The 19,859-nt window shown below is 56.4% G+C and carries 18 protein-coding genes; 14 read left to right on the top strand and 4 right to left on the bottom strand.

The window, feature by feature from the left end; genetic code table 11:
* The first annotated feature begins 5 nt into the window (after positions 1-5).
* From AC27VU_RS02000 to AC27VU_RS01940, 13 genes are all read left to right on the top strand, one after another.
* Positions 6-1,025: a tetratricopeptide repeat protein gene (locus AC27VU_RS02000; RefSeq protein ID WP_488723301.1), complete on the top strand. Its 1,020-nt coding sequence runs from the start codon at positions 6-8 to the stop codon at positions 1,023-1,025.
* Positions 982-3,747: a glycoside hydrolase family 24 protein gene (locus AC27VU_RS01995; protein ID WP_488723300.1), complete on the top strand. Its 2,766-nt coding sequence runs from the start codon at positions 982-984 to the stop codon at positions 3,745-3,747. The genes AC27VU_RS02000 and AC27VU_RS01995 overlap by 44 nt, the downstream gene beginning before the upstream one ends.
* 4 nt (positions 3,748-3,751) lie before the next feature.
* The gene (locus AC27VU_RS01990; protein ID WP_488723299.1) at positions 3,752-4,315 is read left to right on the top strand and encodes a hypothetical protein; all 564 of its coding nucleotides are present in this window, start codon (positions 3,752-3,754) and stop codon (positions 4,313-4,315) included.
* Positions 4,316-4,659: 344 nt separating this feature from the next.
* Positions 4,660-5,409 (top strand): lysozyme inhibitor LprI family protein, encoded by a 750-nt coding sequence (locus tag AC27VU_RS01985; protein WP_488723298.1) that lies wholly within the window; start codon positions 4,660-4,662, stop codon positions 5,407-5,409.
* Between the two features lie 23 nt (positions 5,410-5,432).
* The gene (locus tag AC27VU_RS01980; RefSeq protein ID WP_488723297.1) at positions 5,433-5,882 is read left to right on the top strand and encodes a hypothetical protein; all 450 of its coding nucleotides are present in this window, start codon (positions 5,433-5,435) and stop codon (positions 5,880-5,882) included.
* 9 nt (positions 5,883-5,891) lie between these two features.
* A complete protein-coding gene (locus AC27VU_RS01975) occupies positions 5,892-6,353 on the top strand; it encodes an XAC2610-related protein (protein WP_488723296.1) in 462 nt (153 codons plus the stop codon).
* Between the two features lie 20 nt (positions 6,354-6,373).
* The gene (locus AC27VU_RS01970) at positions 6,374-7,477 is read left to right on the top strand and encodes a lysozyme inhibitor LprI family protein (protein WP_488723295.1); all 1,104 of its coding nucleotides are present in this window, start codon (positions 6,374-6,376) and stop codon (positions 7,475-7,477) included.
* Between the two features lie 321 nt (positions 7,478-7,798).
* A complete protein-coding gene (locus AC27VU_RS01965) occupies positions 7,799-9,193 on the top strand; it encodes a TIGR01777 family oxidoreductase (protein WP_488723294.1) in 1,395 nt (464 codons plus the stop codon).
* 9 nt (positions 9,194-9,202) lie between these two features.
* Complete coding sequence (locus AC27VU_RS01960; RefSeq protein ID WP_488723293.1) at positions 9,203-11,653, top strand: alpha/beta hydrolase; 2,451 nt, start codon at positions 9,203-9,205, stop codon at positions 11,651-11,653.
* 17 nt (positions 11,654-11,670) lie between these two features.
* Positions 11,671-12,153, top strand: coding sequence for a hypothetical protein (locus AC27VU_RS01955; RefSeq protein ID WP_488723368.1), 483 nt, complete (start codon positions 11,671-11,673; stop codon positions 12,151-12,153).
* A 28-nt stretch (positions 12,154-12,181) separates the two neighbouring features.
* Positions 12,182-12,559, top strand: a complete 378-nt coding sequence (locus AC27VU_RS01950; protein ID WP_488723292.1) for a hypothetical protein — start codon at positions 12,182-12,184, stop codon at positions 12,557-12,559.
* A gap of 298 nt (positions 12,560-12,857) precedes the next feature.
* The gene (locus AC27VU_RS01945; protein WP_064589829.1) at positions 12,858-13,391 is read left to right on the top strand and encodes an N-acetyltransferase; all 534 of its coding nucleotides are present in this window, start codon (positions 12,858-12,860) and stop codon (positions 13,389-13,391) included.
* A gap of 37 nt (positions 13,392-13,428) precedes the next feature.
* Complete coding sequence (locus AC27VU_RS01940) at positions 13,429-13,590, top strand: hypothetical protein (protein WP_488723291.1); 162 nt, start codon at positions 13,429-13,431, stop codon at positions 13,588-13,590.
* A 114-nt stretch (positions 13,591-13,704) separates the two neighbouring features.
* Here AC27VU_RS01940 and AC27VU_RS01935 read toward each other — a convergent pair whose 3' ends face one another.
* Positions 13,705-14,076, bottom strand: coding sequence for a DUF6124 family protein (locus tag AC27VU_RS01935; protein ID WP_027610398.1), 372 nt, complete (start codon positions 14,074-14,076; stop codon positions 13,705-13,707).
* A 518-nt stretch (positions 14,077-14,594) separates the two neighbouring features.
* On the opposite strand from AC27VU_RS01935, the gene AC27VU_RS01930 reads away from it, so the two are divergent.
* A complete protein-coding gene (locus AC27VU_RS01930; protein ID WP_488723290.1) occupies positions 14,595-14,978 on the top strand; it encodes an SCP2 sterol-binding domain-containing protein in 384 nt (127 codons plus the stop codon).
* A 271-nt stretch (positions 14,979-15,249) separates the two neighbouring features.
* On the opposite strand, the gene AC27VU_RS01925 is transcribed toward AC27VU_RS01930, so the two are convergent.
* The 3 genes from AC27VU_RS01925 to AC27VU_RS01915 all read right to left on the bottom strand — a co-directional run bounded on the left by AC27VU_RS01925 (position 15,250) and on the right by AC27VU_RS01915 (position 19,744).
* On the bottom strand, positions 15,250-16,650 hold the full coding sequence (locus tag AC27VU_RS01925; RefSeq protein WP_488723289.1) for an aminoacyl-tRNA deacylase and HDOD domain-containing protein: 1,401 nt from the start codon (positions 16,648-16,650) through the stop codon (positions 15,250-15,252).
* A 79-nt stretch (positions 16,651-16,729) separates the two neighbouring features.
* A complete protein-coding gene (gene recG, locus AC27VU_RS01920) occupies positions 16,730-18,805 on the bottom strand; it encodes an ATP-dependent DNA helicase RecG (protein ID WP_003229518.1) in 2,076 nt (691 codons plus the stop codon).
* A gap of 9 nt (positions 18,806-18,814) precedes the next feature.
* Positions 18,815-19,744 carry a hydrogen peroxide-inducible genes activator gene (locus AC27VU_RS01915; RefSeq protein WP_027610401.1) on the bottom strand — a complete coding sequence of 310 codons (930 nt, stop codon included), beginning with the start codon at positions 19,742-19,744 and terminating at the stop codon, positions 18,815-18,817.
* Between the last annotated feature and the right edge of the window lie 115 nt (positions 19,745-19,859).

The following is a 19,859-nucleotide window of genomic DNA, read 5'->3' as shown; positions in this document are numbered from 1 at the left end:
TCGACATGAATGGTTTTTTGAAGAAGAGCAATGGCGTCGCGATGGCGGTTTTCACCGCGTCGCTGTTGAGCCTGTTTCATGGCAGAGCTTATGCGGATGAGTGTCCGTCTGAGGACTTTTCCCAGTTCCTGCCGGCGTTCTCTGCGAATGCTGAAATTCAGCAGCGGTTGACTGCGATGACGGTGAAATCGCTGGTTTTGAAACCTGCTGGGGAGAGCGGAAATTTTGAGCCGCAAACGACGGGAGTCAAAAGCTCGACATTGGCCTTTCCACTGATGGCGCCCGTAGCCACAGGTAAGACAGAAGGTGTCGAAGTCGAAGCGGTTGACGACAGTCACTTCAACGTTGTTGATAAGCGTGCAGGTAACAGCAACATCAAGATCTTTAACTTTTCTCGCCAGGCGTGTTGGGTTTTGGAGGGTGTTGAGGATTGGTCGATTAGTGAGAAAAATCTCGTAGTGGCGAGTACGCCGACCATGAACACCTCCGAGAATTTTTGTTATCAGCGCGCGCAAGCCTTCGCTGGGTTAGGTGGGTTAGAGCAATATCGGCTAACCGGTGAACTGTTTGTGGCTGCGCTGGAAAACTATGTGTGCGCTGCTGCTTCTGGAGACCCACAAGCAAGTTTGAGTGCTGCGGGTCTGAGTCTTTCTGGAATGGCACCACAGCTGGAAACGGAAAAAGTCGAGGCGCTTTTCAAGGCTGCCGCGACAACGCTTGCCGACGGTGCAGCCTCTCTTTCGACCTTCTATTGCTACGGGAACAACCCTGTACCCGAAGGGCCTTGCCGACATCCAGAGCAAGCCGAAAAAGAGCTTATTCGCGCTGCATCAATGGGTTCGGCAGATGCCCTAAATTACCTAGGTTATTCTTTTGAAGACGGGGTACTTGTAACCAAGGACATGACCAGAGCAGTCGCCTGCTATCGTCTCGCCGCCGACAAGGGGAATGAAATCGCGGCAAGAAACTTAAAACGATTGGATGCGCAAAAAACTGACGCCGCTAAATCCAGTTATTGCTATTAATTTGCGGGAAGCCAAAATGCCTGAGCCACTTGATTTAAGACATTCTTACATTAATAGCGGTTACGTTTACTTGATGGGCGGTGATGGTCAGAAAACCAACGCAGACGGAAAGAAAGAGATTGACTGTTCTCATATGGTGAATCTTTTGCTTACTGGCGCGGGGTACAAAATTCCATATGAAGAAACTAGAGTGATGGAGAACTCTAAGTATTACACCGAAGTGTTACCCGAAGATGTAAAGGAGGGTGATATTGCCCTTTGGATTAACAAAATGCCACTCAAGGGAACCAAGCCGCTGTTTCATACCGGTATAGTCATGGAGTTTAACTCCAAGTCCGGGGCTGGTAAGATTTTTGGTGCGCAAACTACAAATGGACCTTCTGAAGCGTATTTTGGTACTAAGCCACCAGCGTACTACTGGCCCGTACCGACAAAATTTTTAAGGGCGAAAGAAGAGTTTAGGACAGGCACAGCTGCGGCCCCAGCACCAGCCGCGACACCAAAGCCGAATATCCCTGCACCAATAATGACGTTTCAATACCCCATTAGAAAGGCGGATGGAAGTCAGTATGAAAATTCGGATGAGATCTATCCGGAACTTGCTAAAGAGGTGTCAGGGAACTATTTACTGGGCGGTCATAAGTTCTGGCATGGTGGCATTCATATAAGTGAGCTGAGTGCGCCTCAATGTATCGAAGCTCAGCCCGTTCGGTGTATAGCTGATGGAGTTGTCGTAGCCTATCGTCTGAATGAAGATTACGTAAAATCAGTATTTGAGCTGGGTGGCAATAATACGGAATTGAGATATTCAAGTTCGTTTTGTTTAGTTAGGCATGACTATAAAGTTCCTGGAAAGCGTGGAGAGAGTGGCAGTGCAGCATCAGAAGAAGTAATGACTTTTTTCAGTCTTTATATGCACCTTTTGCCTTTTTCTCAATATCCCACAGAAGCTAAAGTTGAGCGATTGAGGCCCGTATATTGGCAGGGTAAAGTTCGAGCTACAGTTACTGCGAAAGGCCTACAGCTGCGTAATCCGCCAGAGTCACAAGTCAACGGTGCAAAAGCAGGTAGTCCAATAAGTTCAGAAATGGTTTTGTGCACATCTAGTGTTGTTGAGTTTGATAGCGAAAAGGTCCTAAACCTAGATGTAAAAGGTAAACTGCTGAAGATGGCTGAGTGCACTTTTGTACCTAGTAGCTCAGGTGCTCCTACTGGTTTGAAAAAAGGTGGTGCTGTTCCACCTACATTTTGGGTTTGTGTGGAAAATGATAAGTCCAACCATCTTGTTGACTGGGCTCCGGTAGTACCGGTTAATTTCGACAGCGTGGTTCTTACGAATATTGCAGTCAAAGCCGGAGATCCGATTGGCTATCTAGGTCTGAATGAGGTGCTAGCAGGGCCGGCTGGGGGTAAATCAAGCAAGCGTCAGGTCCATATTGAGGTTTTCAGTAGTGATGATATCGCCAGTCTTATAAAGAATACCAAAGGGTTGACAAGCGGGAATCAATATCTTGTTCTTGAGAGTGGGACGGATCTATATAAAAAAAACGAGGCTGAAGGAAAAGTCTCATTTTCTCCAAAGCAAACACCTCTTGCAGAAAAAATAATTGTCCCTGTGAGTAAGGCGAAGATTACAAAAGACTCAAGCGGAAAAGAGTGGTTTGGGCTTTCAATTAATAATGAGTCTGCTTCGCTGGAAGGTTTCTTGCCAAAAGACAGTGCTACGATAATTAGCCAGCATGATTGGGAAAAGCTAGGCTTCAGTATTGTCAAGGAAAACAATGAAAGCGCTGATGGTTTTCTAGATGTTGATGCAATGCCGGATTTTTTTAAGAAAATCTACTCCGAAATTGACGGCAAGGGTGTGGCGGACGGTAATGTTACTGTTGAAGAGTTGCAGACAGCACTCCGAGATGCAGAGTTACGTAGTCGCTGGACCAAGCTCATTGCCTATCACCCAACAGAGTGGCAAGCAAAATCATCTGAGCCGAAGTGGGCACGATTGAAGGAAATCCTTTTAGAAACTCCAGAGGTACTTAAGCTTGAGCAAGAAAGAATCGATAAACTTGTTTTCTGGGACGAACTGGCGGGAGCGATGCAAATCGCTTTACCAAAGTCTATCTATCACTTCCATCCAATAGCATTTATCGACAATTTGAAAAAGATTCACGTCATGACCATTGAGGAGGCTCGGATTCGTGCGTTCCTGAGAATGCTCAAAATTGGTGAGGGAACGATCGGCCTTGAAGGGTATGAGCATCTGTTTGGCGGAGAGTCCTTTATTAAGGACTACGGAAAAACATTTGCAGACCATCCACGTCTTCTTATGGAAAAGACGGTCAAAAAAACCGGTAAGGTTATTTCTTCGACCGCTGCCGGTGCCTATCAGGTTATGAGATATGTTTGGGATGACCCTGGTATCATTAAACTACGAGAAGAGCACGGTATTACTGATTTTACACCTGCAATGCAGGATCGATACTGTGTGGTAATTTTGAAGTATCGTAGAGATGCACTTCCCGAGATTATGCGGGGGGATATAAAGTCAGCTATTAAAAAGTGTAATAAAGAGTGGGCAAGTCTTCCTGGATCCCCATATGGCCAGCCCACAGTGAAGCTGGAAGATGTTATTGCAGAGTACAATGCTATGGTAAGTCAAGAGTTGGCTGGTGAAAGTGATCTGCCGATGAAGGTCGGCTTTATTGCAGACTTGATGGAGTAATGTGGTGAATTTCAATAAAAAATATCTTGTTGGTGTAGCAGCATTTTTTTGTGCCTCGGCAATGGCTGCCTCTGCTCAAAACTCCAGCTTGCCTGAAAAAATAGATATCTTGGAATGTGATGGATCGAAGGTGGAGCTTGTATCTATTTGTCAGAATGACACCGTCGCAAAGTCGGAGGATCACAGTGGCCTCCCTGTATGTACAGATCAAATAATCAAGATAAATGGACAAGAGAACCGTCGGAAGATTGATAAAATATCACAGCTGACCAGCAGCGGATCGACCGTGAAAATACTTTCTAATGTGGTCGTTTCGATGGCTTGTATTAAGGGGAGCCAGGGAAGTTTAATTTCCATCGGCGGTTACGGCGGCTGTGGTGCGTGCCCTGAGTGGCATGGTTATTATTCGTTAGATGGAAAGTTGGTAAATTACGTTTATAGTAATTCGTTTCGCTCTTTTGGGTCGTTAGGTTCGCGTGATGATTTAATTAATAAGTATGGTGTTAGTAAGAGAGATTTGGTAGATGAAAGTTCTTTTGCCAAAAAAATAACATATCCCGGTCTTTGAAGCCTTGGGGCCGCAGGGCGAGTACTACTGAAAGGTGTCTCTCCCTTGGTGACGTTATATTAGATTTGCAGATGAAACATCATCCCCACGAAATGGAGGCGGATTATAGTTTGGTTTAAATCGTCAATTGCTCACTTTTATAGTTGGGGGCGGATGATTTTTGCGCGCAGCCGCTTTGGCCTTAGTTGTGGTAAGCGGGACGGATTTATTTGTTACGCTCGACCGATTTGAATTTGGTTGAGAACTTAAATAGATCTGGCCCGTTTGTCGGTTCTGACTCTATCTTCTGTCGCAGGCCCGTTCAGAATTGAACGGGTCACTGACTTTTTTACGGACGCCAAGGAATGCAGATTTTCAGATTCAGTCTCATTATTTTACTTTCAATACTGTCGCCTGTGGTCATGGCTGAGGGCACGATGATTGCCACCATCCTTCAGGCCGACTTTTCCAAGGATCCGGAAGTCCGGTTGCTTGTCAGAGTCGTTGATGTGGGTGGCGGTTCGGATACCCCTTCCATGGCGGTTCGTAATCAATGCCTGGAGAGGAAGGCGTCCGCACAACGTCCTGGGCCGGATCCGTGCTTTTCGATAGAGATCACTGAGAGCAAAAAGCAACGGGCCATTGTTCGGCAAACGCTATTGAATGATCCTCAGCGAACAACCGACCCTATCTATTTGGAAATTGTTTATCGCTCGGAGGTCAGCGAGAGTGATCCGACGAATCACCATCAGCGATCCGCCACACTGAAGATCGAAGAAAACGGCCTCTACAATTGGAACAATGAAAGCGAACAGGCATTGGCGGACGTTGAGTGGTTTCCCTCGGGAAATGGTGTTCTTGATCTGATGGTTCCTGACGCGGATGCATTGTTGAACTCTGTATATCGGGATCGTATGAGTCGGCTGGACGAAAGCGGTCAGAAAGCACTGAGGGAAACTCAAAGAGCCTGGATGAAATTTCGAGATGCGGAGTGCCAGGCCGACCCGAAATCGCATAAATCTGTTTTCGGTGAGTGGTCCGATGCCTGCCTAATTCGCGCGACGATAGAGCGTGCTCGCCAATTGGCTTTGGCACCGGACAAGAGCAGACGTTGAAACGGACAAGCCAGAGCATTCGCGTGAAAGCGACGACTTGGATGAGCATGCATAAACTTTTCTTTCTCTTTTTTGCGCTATTTCCTTTAGGCGCTCAAAGCGCAGTCACCACCGAATCACTTTGCTTCGAACTATCCCAATCGAGCCCGGTAAAGTTCGAACTCCGTACCTACTATGACGAAGCCAGCAAATGGTCCGGTGGTTTTGTGAAGTACGCCAAATCCAGCGAGCCTATTTCCATTGTGTTGACGGATTCTCAGAATGAAATCCTCGATCCGGACGCGCCTTGGCAGCACACCAGAACTTGGTCCGAAGTCATCAACGGCGAGGTCACGGGCACTTATGAGTTGATGACACAAGGCTCGCAGATCGTCTCGATGTCTTATACAAAGCAGTCCAACAGCAAGGTGTACAGTTTCGGAATCAATACCAGCATCGACTCCTCTCCGGAGTCCGGATGCAAGTGGGAATAGGGCGAGTACATGCATTTCAAAACTTTAGCGTTATCACTGCTGGGCCTGCTGTGGACGATCCCGTCGCTAGCCGAAACCGCTACGTTCAGCCCAACCCACGGCGTTGAAGCAACGCTGGTTCTCGAAGGCTCCACGCTGAACATTGCAGTTAAAGGCGAAACGCACAGCGAGTCTCGGACAGTCGATTTTGAGGCCTTAAACGAACTCCACATGCAGTTCGACGATTTCAATTTCGACGGCGCTCAGGATTTCGCGATCTGGCAACTGGATGACGGCATGGGCACTTACCATTACTACCGGGTGTTCATTTACCAAGTAAAAACCGGCACCTTCGAAGAATTGCAGCCGGACTGCGGCGATGGCTTCGTTAATTTGCTCGTCGAAAAAAAACGTAAAGCGTTGCTCAGCACCTATTGGGAAATGAACATACCCAAGCAATGCGTCACCCGCTTCGCCAAAAGCAAAGCCTGAATGACTCAAGGATGAACACAGTGAACCGTTTCGTTTTTACCCTTCTGGCCATGCTGCTGCCGGTTTCAGCGGCCTATGCGCAGGACGACTGCAGCCATGTCACATCAAGCCTGGAAATGGTGCCCTGCTCGGAGGCAGCGAAGAAGGCTGCCGATACGCAGTTGAACCTCAGCTACAAGCAATTGATGGCGCGGCTTGAGTCTGACTATCGAGCAGATCCGGCGTTGGGCGCAGAGTACGCGGCGAAGGTCAAAGAGTCGCAACGTGCGTGGCTGAAATTACGCGATGCGAACTGCCCTTTGGAAGCATTCGAGATCGAGACGGGGATGCCTGCGCATGTGTTCGCTGTTAACTCGTGCATCGCCAGAATGAGCCGCGAGCGCTCGGCGTATCTGGACAAGATTGTGCCGGCACAGTCGGCGCAGTTATCCGAAAAAGTCAGCGCCAGTAATGCTTGCCCATCCGAGGATTTCTTACCGTTCCTGGCAGTGTTTTCTGCCGATATCGAAGCACAGCGCCGGCTCACCGCGTTTACCGTCAAGTCGTTGGTGTTAAAGCCAAAAGCCGAGCCGGGACGTTTCGAGCCTGTGACCACGGGCGAGAAGGGCGCCGGATTGGCCTATCCGTTGATGGCATCTATTGAATCTCGCAAAACGCCGGGTGTTGTGATTTGGGAATACGACGACAGCCACTCAACTGTTGTGGATCGACGCGCCGGCTGGAGCAACGTCAAAGTCTTCAATTTTTCCCGTCAGGCGTGCTGGGTGCTTGAAGGCGTTGAAGACTGGTCTATTCGCGAGAAAGACCTGGTCGCGGCGAGTACGCCGACGATGAGCAAGGAAGAAAGTCTCTGTTTCCAGCGTGCCGAGGCGTTCGAAGCATTGGGTGCACCGGAAGACCAGCCTCGCACCGTTGAGTTGTATGAGGCCACGCTGGAAAACTTGTTATGTGCAGCACACTCCGGAGACCCACTTGCCAGTTATAAAGCCGCTATTTTGAGCCTCTCGGGCATGGCGCCGCAGGTGCCGACGGATACTTTGGAGTCACTATTAAAGCCGCGGCCACTACTTTGCCGAACGGTGCGATGGGACTTTCCGAGTTTTACTGCGATGGCAACGAACTAACATCCGACGGTCCCTGCAAAAATCCTGCGCTTGCAGAGCAAGCACTGATGGGCGCCGTAAAAATGGGCAATGCCAACGCGATCAGCAAGTTGGGATCTACCTTCGCTAGCGGCGAATGGGGTACCAAAGATCCATCTCGAGCCATGGCCTGTTACCAAATGGCCCTCGCGAAGGGTAGTGAAGGCGCGAGTTTCGGATTGGAACACTTGAAGAAAAACTCCACCACACCAATCAAACCCAGCTACTGCTACTGACAACCCCCGAAACCCTACGCTTTTCCTTTAAACTCCCCACCCCCAAGGAATGCGCTCAGGACACGGAATGCCAGCCCCCTCGATCTCCCTTCGCCCAGCGTTAGTACTCTGGCTATACGCCGCCGCAATCGTGCACATTCTCGCCGGCCTCACCCTGACCTGGGCCGGGCATTCCGGATTACTTGACGGCTACCTGCACACCCTGGAACTCGCATTCTGGGGCGCCGATGCGGTGCCTGCGGCCGGCCACGAACAACAGGTCTGGTGGCTCGCGCTGTTCGGCGCGACGCTGCAAAGTTATTCGCTGTACATGCTCGCGCTGGTGCACCTGGGCAATCGCTTGAAAGCCCCGGCAGTCTGGGGTTGGTTGATCGCGGGCATCCTGTTATGGGCGCCGCAGGACATGTGGCTTTCAGCGCAACAACAGGTCTGGTCGCACATGTGGCTCGATGGTTTTGCGTTGTTGGTGCTGGTGCCGCCGTTGTTCTGGCTGTATCGGCATGACCGCCGAAAATCCCCTTCAGTAAAGACTCGGAGCCAATCCAACTCGTTTGCCGGCGGCGCTTTCAAACGCGTGCTGATCACCGGCGGCACCGGGTTTATCGGTGAAGCCTTGGTCAATCAATTACTCGACGCCGGCCATTCGATCAGCGTCCTGACGCGCGATCCGTTGAACGCGGCCAATCTGTTCAACGGCCGCGTCCGCTGTGTGTATTCGCTCGGCGAACTCAGCCACGACGAAGCCTTCGACGTAGTGATCAATCTCGCCGGCGCGCCCGTCGCCGGCCCACGCTGGAGTCCCAAGCGTCAGGCGCAACTGCTCGCCAGCCGAGTCGGCACCACCGAAGCGTTGATGACTTGGTTGAAGAACACCGAGCACAAACCAGCACTGTGGATTCAGGCCTCGGCGATCGGTTTCTACGGCGTGCGCGATGCCAGCGAAAGCCTCGATGAACACGCCAGCAAGGGCGACGGTTTCATGGCCGAACTCTGCGCGCGTTGGGAAGCCGCCGCGCAACCGGCCACTGAGTTTGGCGTGCGTCAGGTGGTGCTACGCCTCGGCGTGGTGTTCGGCCCGGGCGGTGCGTTGACGCCGTTGCTGCTGCCGTTCCGATTTGGCTTCGGCGGGCGCATGGGCGATGGTCGGCAGATCATGAGCTGGGTGCACCGCGACGATGTGCTTCAGGTGATCGCAAGGGCTTTCAATGACGACAGTCTGCGCGGCACCTACAACATGGTGGCGCCGGAAACGGTCAGTCAGGCAGCGTTCGCCGAGCAGGCCGGCAAGGTCCTCAAGCGTCCGGTGTGGTTCCATATTCCCGCCGCGCCAGTGCGTGCAATGGCAGGGGAGATGGCGCAGCTATTCTTCGACGGTCAGCGCGTGGTGCCGCAGCGTTTGACCGAGGCCGGCTACACATTCCGTTATCCAACCCTCGACGCCGCTCTGCGCGATCTGACCTGAGGATCGCTCATGAGCAAGCCCTTGATGTACCTGTTGGCCGGCAACGGCAGCGCCGCCGATTGGTGGGATGACGCGCTGCCGCACTTCAAGCGTTACGAAGTGGTGCCGCTGGAGTTGCCGGGTTTCGGCGCCAATCCGCAGCCGCCCTGTGAGGATCTGGCGGACTACGCGCAGACCTTGCTGGCGATGACACAGCAGGGCAGCGCGATCATGGCGGTCGGGGTCAATGCGTTGCTGGTGTTGCATGCGTTGCAATGTCGGCCGGGGCACTTTTCCCGCAGCGTTTTGTTGGCGCCAGTCGGTGCGTTTCTGTGGCAGCGGCGGTTGCCTGCACTGATGTCGCCGCTGCCGATCCGCAAGACCATTCACTGGCTGCTGTCGAACCAGCCCACACTGTTCGCGCGCAAGTTTTCCAACCAGACCTGGACGCCCGCGCAGTACCAGCGCATGGGCGCCGGCTATGCGCGTTGCCGTGCGTTCGTGCCGCATTGGGACCTGATTCGCGCCGACACCGCGCTGCCGCTGCTGGAGTGGATCACCGATCCGGTCGAGCTGGTCTGGGGCGATCAGGACGCTGTGCTCGGCATCGAGCAAGCGGCGGCGTGGTCGACGATTCTCGCTCGCGCTGATCTGACTATCAGCCTCAAACCCGGTTGGGGTCATTACCCATGGATCGACTCGCCCGCGCAGTTCGCACAGTGGCTGGAGTCGGGCGAGCGCGGGTTTGTCGCGCACACCAAGGGCGGGCGTTTGCGCTTGGCTGAACTGGCGCGGCAAGCGGTGCCGGCGGCGCTGACGCTCAACGATTGCAATGATCCGCGTCTGCCAGCATTTCTCGCTGCCCAACCCGACGTGACCTGGGCGGTGCGCTCCTCCAGTTATGGCGAGGATCAGGCCGATTCGGCGAATGCCGGTTTGAGCACAACCTATCTGCGCGAACCGACCGCCAATGTGCCGAAACGCATCGCCGAACTGACGGCCGAAGGCGTCGAGGAAGTGGTGGTGCAACGCTTCATCACCCCCGTAGTTTCCGGGATCGCGTTCGTGCGCCATCTCTCGGTAGAGCTGGAGTGGGTTGAAGGCCATCTCGAAACGCTGGCCGACGGTCACGTCAGCCCCTCACGAGCAACGCTTTCGCGGCTTGGTGATGCCTGGCGCAGTGGCAAGTTCACGGCCGCCCACGGTTTGACCGAAGACGTGCTGTGGCGCTTTCTCCAGGATGTCTTGCGGGTGTTCCACTATGTGCCCGGCGATGTCGAATGGGCCTGGGACGGTACGCAACTGTGGCTGCTGCAATACCGGCCGATCAGCGACTACGGCTGGCGCCGCCACCTGACGGCCGCCAACATCGCCGAGATCCTGCCGCCGCAACCCAGTGTGCTGGTGGAGTACGCCCAGCGCCGAGCCGCTGCGAGTATCCCGGCGATCATGGCGCGTTGGGATGCGCGGGTGCTGCAGGACAACGAGCCGTTCACTGCTGTGTTCGGCGGCGCGTCCTACATCAACAATGACCTGTTTCTTGCCCGGTTGGCCGACTGGGGCATCAGCGCCAGCAACTACGCAGGTGAAGTTGGTGGTGCGACGCCGCATCTGCCGTGGCAACCGCTGAAGATGCTGCGTTCGTTGCCGCTGTTTTTGCGTATGCAACGCAAGGCTCGCGGCTATTTGCTGAGCCTTGAAAACGGTTTGCAGCGCTTCGATCGTGAGCTGGCCAAACTGGTCGCCCAAGCTGCCGATGGCCAGCAATTGGCAGATTGGTTCACCCGGTTCTACGTGTTCGTGGTGCAAGGCAATCTGTGCATCGCCACGGCGCTGGCCAGCAGTGGCGGCGACTGGCTGGGCCGCCCGCCGACCGCGTACGACAATCTGGAAAACAGTCCGCATCGATTGCCGTGGGAGACCGACCCGGCCACCCCGCGACCCGCGTCGAGCGAACTGCCGCTACAGCCATTCCCGCAATGGTCCGGGTTGATCCGCCTCGCGCATTCGACCGGCCTGCCGGGCCTGCGCGGTTACTACCTGCAAGTGCGCGAGTGGTATCGCGACAATCTGATGCGCATCTTCTTCCGTCTGCACCACGCCATGCCCATGGCGGATCGCGAACATTGGTTCGCGCCGCATCCCGACGTGCGCACCCGCGATGGCAGCTTTTGGCAGGACGGTCGCGAAGGTGCGGAGCGGGCGACCGGTTTCATGATTTATCCGGGGCAGGTGAGGGGCATTCTTGGCGAAGACATCCTGCTGGAAGACACCCTCGATCCCGGGCGTCACGCGCACTATCAGACCGCCCGGGCGGTGATTGCGCGGATGGGTGGGCGGTTGTCGCATGGTTCGACGTTGTTGCGGGAACTGCGCAAGCCCTCGGCGGTGATGCCGCAGGTGGATCCGGCGTGGATGGGGTGTGAGGTGTTGTATCGGGATGGTGAGTTGGAATTGATCAATTCGAAGGATAGGAAGTGAAAACACTATTGTTGCGTATGAACTGGCTGTCACTGGTAGCGGGCAGTCTCTTGGCAATTTCAACCGCCATGGCCTTCGCTGCAGATCCAACCTTCAAGGATTACACCGTCACGCCAGTTTTCACCGGCCCCAACCATAAGCTGGTGCCGCAAGAAAACAGCAGCCCAATGATGGACCAAGCGCGGACACAAGCCCTGAAAGGCAAGGTCAACTTCGCCGGCCATTACATCCTGCACAGGCTCGGCTGCGGCGGCAACGCCATTTGCGGCGAAGTGCTGGACGCCCAGACTGGGGAAGTCGTTGGTGGTCTGCCGAATGCCTACGACGGCAGCACCTTCGCCATTGTCTACCAGCCCGATAGTCGCATGCTCATCGTTTCCGGCATTTCCGCCGATACTGAAGAAGACGCACAGGGCAATGAGCTGGAAACCCGCTACAGGACTCGCTACTACGAGTTTGTGAACAACGAGTTCCGATTGCTGATGTTCAAAGACTTGTAATCGCCGCCGCTTGATTAAGGATGATTGGATGAACCGTTTTTCCATTCGGCTCACGCCGAATGCTCTTTTACTCTTGCCACTTATCTGCGCCATCCCGGCATCCGCCGAGGCAGCGAATTGCTATGGCTATCTCACCGAAATGGTCAGGAGCAGCAATTTCCCGTTTCGCTATGTCAGCAAGGACAAGGTCAACTTGCTGATTGATGAAGATGACGGCGAAGTGGTGCGTGCGAAGTTGCTCTTTGACACCGACGGTACCGGCACCATCGGCTGGATCAAATACACCCCGGCCACTCGGGTATTGCTCAACACCTCGGCGGAACTGGAGGAGCCAGTGGAGCTGTCATTCGATGCCAAGTTCGCCGACGGCTATGCAAAGTGCATGACTAAACAGCAGGTCGGTTAACGGCGAAAAGGATGTCTTCATGAGTCATCGTTATTTGGCGGGCAGCCTTGCGCTGCTGCTTTCGCTTCCAGCTTTCGCCGCTCCGGAAGGACGCCTACACCCAGCGCGATGTTATGCAATGTGGCGGTGTTGAAGTGGTGTTGGTGTCGTCCTGCCGTTGAGCGATGGCGTAGGCGGCTGAAGCTAGAGGCCGTGAATTGCTCGGACCAGATAATCAATGTCAGGGTATTTCTGTTGATGTTCAAAAGTCTTCAAACGCCGCTACGCTCTCGAGCTTGAAAATTGCCAGTGGTTGTCCATGTCCAAGAGTCGAGGGAACGGGTATCGCTACCAGATCTGGAGATCTGAGGCGCGTAAGGCAGCGGAAGCCCTGGCGCGCGAGAACCAGAACCTCATAACCAGAGGTATTGATACAACTCAAATTCGATATGAGCCCATTACTCTTGCTGCCATCGAAGCCGCCGATCTGTGGGGGGATGAGGCTACGCTATACCCATGGCATGACGTGCATCAATGGAAGCAGGCTGACATCCGAGGCTTTGATGTCTCGCTTTGGTTCGACCGGGAATTATGTGGGTTGTGTTATGCCTCACCTCGCAAGAGCAAGCTGTGCATCAAGATTGTGATTCTGGAGGGCAAGCCGGACAGATCTCATCCGTTGCGAGGCACCGTGGCTGCTTTGGCGCTAACCGCGATTGAAAACTACGCGATCTTAATAGGTTGTACGGAAATTGAAGTTCAAGAACCAGCCGCCGCTGCTATACCGTTGTATGAGAGTTTAGGGTTTGGCTTTGATCCGACGGGCCGGCTTGTTATTGGGGTTGAGCGGTAATACTATCCAGTCAAATTTCGAGACCCGAGAGGTTTCCATGAAAAAGTCCAAACATGAACCCAAGCCTATGATGGCTGCCCGGTTCCAGGCCGAAGCTCGTGAGGTTTTGGCCAAACGTTCCGGTAAGCGCAGCCGCTTTCTGGATGTCGCACTGTCCAAAGGCAGTGATTTCGAGTCTGTCGGTCGACTGTCCGGCTGAAGGTTTCGGATTCTCGAAAAAGCTGCCTGATTGGCAGTTTTTTTGTGTCTGGATTTTTTACCGATAGGTGCAGAAAGGGGACTTAACGTCCCCTTTTTTCATCCGTAAATCCCGCTACGACTTGGCTGCCAGGTTCCGCACTTCAATGTGGTCGAGCGTCCCTTCCACCATCAATCGCACCCCATCCGCCATTCTGCTCAGGGCCAGTGCAACCGAGCGGCGGGAGCCGTGGAGGTCGTCGGCGAGGTCGCAGGCGATGGCGCTGATGGACAGAAGGTCTTCGGAGGCGTTGGCCATCAGGGCTTCGGCATCGGTGCCGGGGGTGAGGCTGAAGAGGCCGGTTTCGCGTTTGGGTTGGGATTCGGTGCGCGGTTTGAAATGGTGGTCGAGGGCGCGTTCGGCGGCTTCGTGGAATTTCTTGGATTCCAGCGATTCGTAGGGCGATATGTCTGGGGTTTCGGGGGGATTGGGTGTTGGTTTGATCATTCGGTCTTACTCCAGTTTCAGGAGCCGACACCGTTTCGCTCGCACTTCGAAAGTGGTGGCAGCTGTGCATAGGTGTGCAAGACCGGTGGAGTCACCCGGCAGACCCGAAGGCCTCCCATACACAGCAGCCATAACGATCCGCGAGCATATGAAAACGCTCGGCGAATTGCCATAACCAATGTGGACTCCCGCCGGACTTGCACGTCCGTATCACCAATTCGTGGTGACCTATTGAGGCTATCGATGAACCCTCATCCTGCCTAGTTCACGCACAACACCACGCCTTGCAGGAAATTTCCCATAGGTTTGCAGGCCGGAAGATCAAAAGATCGCAGCCTTCGGCAGCTCCTACAGGGATGTGTTTCAACAGGTGTAGGAAGTGGCGTGCAGAAGCGTGACTTGGCGGTCATTGTGCGGGAAATGGGCTGCATCATCTTCCATTAGAGGCAGATAGTGGCGTTATCGTCTGAATCCCTTACACTGCCCCGGCCGTTCATTTTCCTTTTGAGGCTGTGCGCATGAAATTTCGTTTTCTTCTGTGGATGATGGGTTTGTTGATGGGTAAGGCCAGCCGGACAAATCCTGCGTTCCAGCAGCAGTTGGGTGACAAGGATCTGGTGTTTCAGCTGCAGACGCTGGACGGGAAAGTGGCGCGGCATTTCGTGGTGAAGAATCAGCGCGTTACCAGCAAGTCTGGGGTGGTGGCGGAGCCGGCGTTTGCGATTGCGTTCAAGGATGCGGGGTATGCCTTTGTCACGATGCAGGCGAAGAACAAGCAGCTGGCGTTTATGCAGGGGATTCAGGACAAGTCGATCCAGCTGAAGGGGAATCCGGCGCTGGTGATGTGGTTTCAGGGATTGATGAAGTATTTGAAGCCGAGGAAGGCCAAGCCTAAGGCTTGAGCCGAGTCTTGATCAGAAGAGCTTTTGTGGCGAGGGAGCTTGCTCCCGCTGGGCTGCGGAGCGGCCCTAAACCCTGAGGCCTTGTTGTGTCAGGCATATCTTGTTGGCTGGTTTTGCGACTGCTGCGCAGTCGAGCGGGACGGTGCGACGATTCGACAAGCTCCCTCGCCACAGGGGTTCAGTACATCCAGGAAACCGAGTTGGATTCTTCGCGAGCAGGCTCGCTCCCACAGAGGTTGTGTAAACCTTGGGGGAGCGGGCCTGTTTTGGTTCAGGCCTGGCTGAACTGCGAGGCCAGTTCGCGCAGCAGGACTTCGGCTTCGAGGACTTTGCTGACCACGTCGTTGGCTTTGTCGCGGCTCAGGCCGACGCGTTCGAGCAGGGCGTCGGGGATGTCTTCGTCGGGGCCGGAGCCGATGCCGCGGCTGCGCAGCAGGCGTACGGCCAGGCAGACGAGGTTCGGGTATTCGGCGTAGGCGCCGTCGTAGCTTGGGTCGTGCTGGAAGCGCAGGGCGGTGGCCAGTTCATCGGGCATGTCCCAGTAGCGCATCAGCCACGAGCCGATCTGTTCGCGGCTGATGCCCAACAGGTGCTGCTCGATGTAGCTGTGGCACAGGTGCGGGTTGACCTCCAGGTGGCGGCAGATCAGTGAGAAGTGCGGCGGGAACACGTGGGCCAGCAGCAGGTAACCGAAGTTGTGCAGCAGACCGGCTAGATACGTCAGGCCGGCTTCCGGGCGCTGGGCGCGGGGCATGGCGCGGGTCAGGCCTTCGATGACGGCGGCGGTGTAGATCGACTGCTGCCAGTACGGCGTGGTGTGTTGCGGGTGGTCTTTCGGCAGGCTCAGGGTCTTGCCAAGGGCCAGGCCCAGCGCGAGGTTGATCACCAGATCGAACCCGAGCACGCGAACGATCGCGTCTTCCACCGAGCGGATCTTGCCCGGCGAGGCGTAATACGGCGACGCCGCCCAGCTCACCACTTGCGCGGCCAGCGCCGGATCGGTTTCGACCACGCCGGTGATGTCGTCGATGGTGGCGTTGGGGTCGACGCGCAGCTTGATGATTTTTTGCGCCGTCTCGGCCAACGGCGGAATTTCGATGGTCGCTTCCAGACGCTGCTGAATCCGGCGTGCAGTGAACGCCTGCACGGCCTGGGTGATTTCCTCGCGGTCATCGTCCGGGCGGTCGAGGTTCGGGCGGATGCTGCTCAGGGCTTCACCGAAATTGGCGGCGCTGGCCTTGGTCAGCATGGTCTTGAAGTTCTCGCTGGTGATTTCCAGCAGCAGGCCCGGCTCGCCGGAGTTGATCAGCAGCTTCGGTTCGCGCAGCAGGCTTTCTTCGTAGAGGCACGGCGAGCTGGTCAGCGCCGGCAGGCCCGGCAGCAGGCTCAGGCTGTGTTTGCCGAGCATCTTTTCCAGGCGCTCGGTGGACACGGCGGTCAGGCGTCGGCCAGTGAGTTCGGCGAGGCGATTGAGGTCGAGCAACTGGCTCTGCGGAAACAGCACCATCAGCGCGCCCACAGCATCGTCCAGCAATACGGCTTGTACCTTGCGCGAAGCATTGAGGCCGTGGTGGTCGAGCACTTCTTCGTAAGCGATGCCCAGCTTGCCCAGCAGCAGCCGAATGACGGACGGAGCGTGCGGGAGTTCGGGGGCGAGAGCGGCTTCGGTCATGGTGTGTATCCGTTTTTGAAACAATGGCAGGAGTATAACCAGCTCTGTAGGAACGATCCTGCACAAACTGCGACGGTGCTCACACTTGGCCGTATTGCTGCCCGTGGCGCAACCAGCGGTCGAGCAATGGGCTGACGTGAGTCGGCCAGCGCTCTAGCAAAGCTTGCGCGGCATCGCGTACGGCGGGCAGCAGATCGGCGTCGCGCATCAGGTCGGCGACCTTGAATTGCAGCAGACCGGTCTGGCGCGTGCCGAGCATTTCGCCGGGGCCGCGCAGTTCGAGGTCTTTTTCGGCGATGACGAAACCGTCGTTGGTCTCGCGCATGATGCCCAGGCGCTGGCGGCCGATCTGCGACAGCGGCGGATGGTAGAGCAGCACGCAATGGCTGACCGCGCTGCCCCGGCCGACGCGGCCACGCAACTGGTGCAATTGTGCAAGGCCGAGGCGCTCGGGGTTTTCAATGATCATCAGGCTGGCGTTGGGCACGTCGACGCCGACTTCGATCACGGTGGTGGCGACCAGCAGTTGCAGGTTACCGGCCTTGAATTCGGCCATGACCGCGGCTTTTTCGGCGGGCTTCATGCGCCCGTGGATCAGCCCGACTTTCAGCTCGCCGAGGGCGGCGGTGAGGTCTTCGAATGTGGTTTCGGCGGCCTGACAGGTCAGCTCTTCCGACTCTTCGATCAGGGTGCACACCCAATAGGCCTGACGCCCTTCGGCGCAGGCGCTGCGCACCCGTTCGATGACTTCGACGCGACGGGTGTCGGTGACCAGCACGGTGTTGACCGGGGTGCGCCCGGGCGGCAGTTCGTCGAGGATCGAGGTGTCGAGGTCGGCGTAGGCGCTCATCGCCAGCGTGCGCGGGATCGGCGTGGCGGTCATGATCAGTTGGTGCGGGCACATGCGCCCGCCGACGCCTTTCTGCCGCAGCGCCAGACGCTGCTGCACGCCGAAGCGGTGTTGTTCGTCGATGATCACCAGTGCGAGGTTCTTGAACTGCACTTCGTCCTGGAACAGCGCGTGGGTGCCGACCACCATCGGCGTGCCGCTGGCGATCTGTTCCAGCGCGGTGACGCGATTCTTGCCCTTGAGCTTGCCGGCCAGCCACGCGACTTCAATGCCCAGCGGTTCGAGCCAGCGCTTGAAGGTGATGAAGTGTTGTTCGGCCAGAATCTCGGTCGGCGCCATCAGTGCGACCTGATAACCGGCCTCCAGTGCTTGCAGCGCCGCGAGGGCGGCGACCACGGTTTTGCCCGCACCAACGTCGCCCTGAATCAGCCGCAGCATCGGTTCGTGCTGGCTGAGGTCGTAGGCGATTTCGTTGCCGACGCGTTGCTGGGCGCCGGTCGGGTTGAAGCCGAGGTTGGCCAGGTATTTCGGTGGCAGTTTTTTCGCCTTCGGCATCGCTGGCGCGCGCAGGGAACGCATGCTTTCGCGCAGACGTTGTTGCGACAGTTGATGGGTCAGCAGCTCTTCGAAGGCCAGCCGATGCTGGGCCCAGTGATGACCGAGGGCCAGCTCATCGACATCGGCATCGGCGGGCGGGTTGTGCAGGTAGCGGATCGCGTCGGCCAACGGCGCCAGTTGGTAGTCGCGGGCCAGTTCGGTCGGCAGCCAGTCGGGCAGGGTGTTTGGCTTGAGCAGCGTCAGGGTCTGCATGCACAACTGGCGCAGGCGCTGTTGGGTCAGGCCTTCGGTGAGCGGGTAGACCGGGGTCAGGGTTTCATCCACGGGCGGCGGTTCGTCACCGGTGATGGCGCGGTATTCCGGGTGGTAGATTTCCAGCCCCGAAGCGCCGGGCCGCACTTCGCCGTAGCAGCGAATCCGCGTGCCGCGCTTGAGGCCTTCTTTCTGCGCGTTGCTGAAATGGTAGAAGCGCAGGCTCAGCCCGCCGGTGCCATCCTGCATGCGCACCACCAGGCTGCGACGCCGGCCCATGACCACGTCGGCGCCGCTGACGGTGCCTTCGACCACGGCGTCCTGGCCCGGTCGCAAGTGGCCGATCGGCACCACGCGGGTGCGATCCTGATAACGCAGCGGCAGGTGAAACAGCACGTCCTGGAGATTCTCCAGGCCGACCTTGGCCAGTTTCTCGGCCATGGCTTCGCCGACACCCTTGAGTGCCGTCACTGACACTTGCGACAGCTCGGTCATGACCCTGGCTTAACCGGCCGTGACCGGCGCTGCTGGCTTGGCCACCGAGCACAGGCGAACGGAGTCGGCGAGGATTTCGATGGCTTTCGGCCGTGGGAAGCTCGCGCGCCACGCAATCGCCACGGTGCGGAACGGCACCGGCGCCGACAGCGGGCGCACTTCGATCACGCCGGGGGCGTAGTGGTGGCTGTCCACCGCCGACAGCGGCAGGATCGAGATGCCCAGACCGGACGCGACCATGTGGCGGATGGTTTCCAGCGAACTGGATTCCACCGTGGTGTGCTTGGCGCCATCGTTGCCCTTGGTCAGGGTCGGGCAGGCCTCAAGCACTTGGTCGCGGAAGCAGTGGCCTTCGCCGAGCAGCAGCAGGCTCTTGTCGTTGAGCAGGGCAGCGTCGATGGATTCCTTTTGCGTCCACGGGTGCTGGGCCGGCATCAAGACGTAGAACGGCTCGTCGTACAGCGGCAGGGTCAGCACGTCGGCTTCGTTGAACGGCAGGGCGATGATGATCGCGTCGAGTTCGCCGTTGCGCAGTTTGTCGCGCAGCACGTGGGTGAAGTTTTCTTCGATGTACAACGGCATCTGCGGGGCGACCCGGTGCAGTTGCGGAATCAGGTGCGGGAACAGGTACGGCCCGACGGTGTAGATCGCGCCGACTTTCAGCGGGGCGGTCAGCTGGTTCTTGCCGGCCTGGGCCAGTTCACGGATGCCTTGGGCCTGCTCCAGGACTTTCTGCGCCTGGGCGACGATGCCTTCGCCGACCGGAGTCAGGCGCACGGCGCTTTTGCTGCGCTCGAAAATCAGCACACCGAGTTCGTCTTCAAGTTTTTTCACGCCCACCGACAGGGTCGGCTGGCTGACGTGGCAACGCTCGGCGGCGTGGCCGAAGTGCTGCTCTTGGGCGAGGGTAACGATGTAGCGTAATTCTGTGAGAGTCATAGCAAGCGTCCATGAAGTTGCGGGCCAAGCATAACGGCTGCAATCGATAGACGCACGTTATCAGACTGAGTGAGGAATGCGACACCGGGCAATGTGAGTTTGGCGTTGCCAGATA

The organism is Pseudomonas sp. 14P5.3.2 (assembly GCF_057799175.1).
The sequence above is the reverse complement of the archived record's forward strand: the minus strand, read 5'-3'. Positions and strand labels throughout refer to the sequence as shown.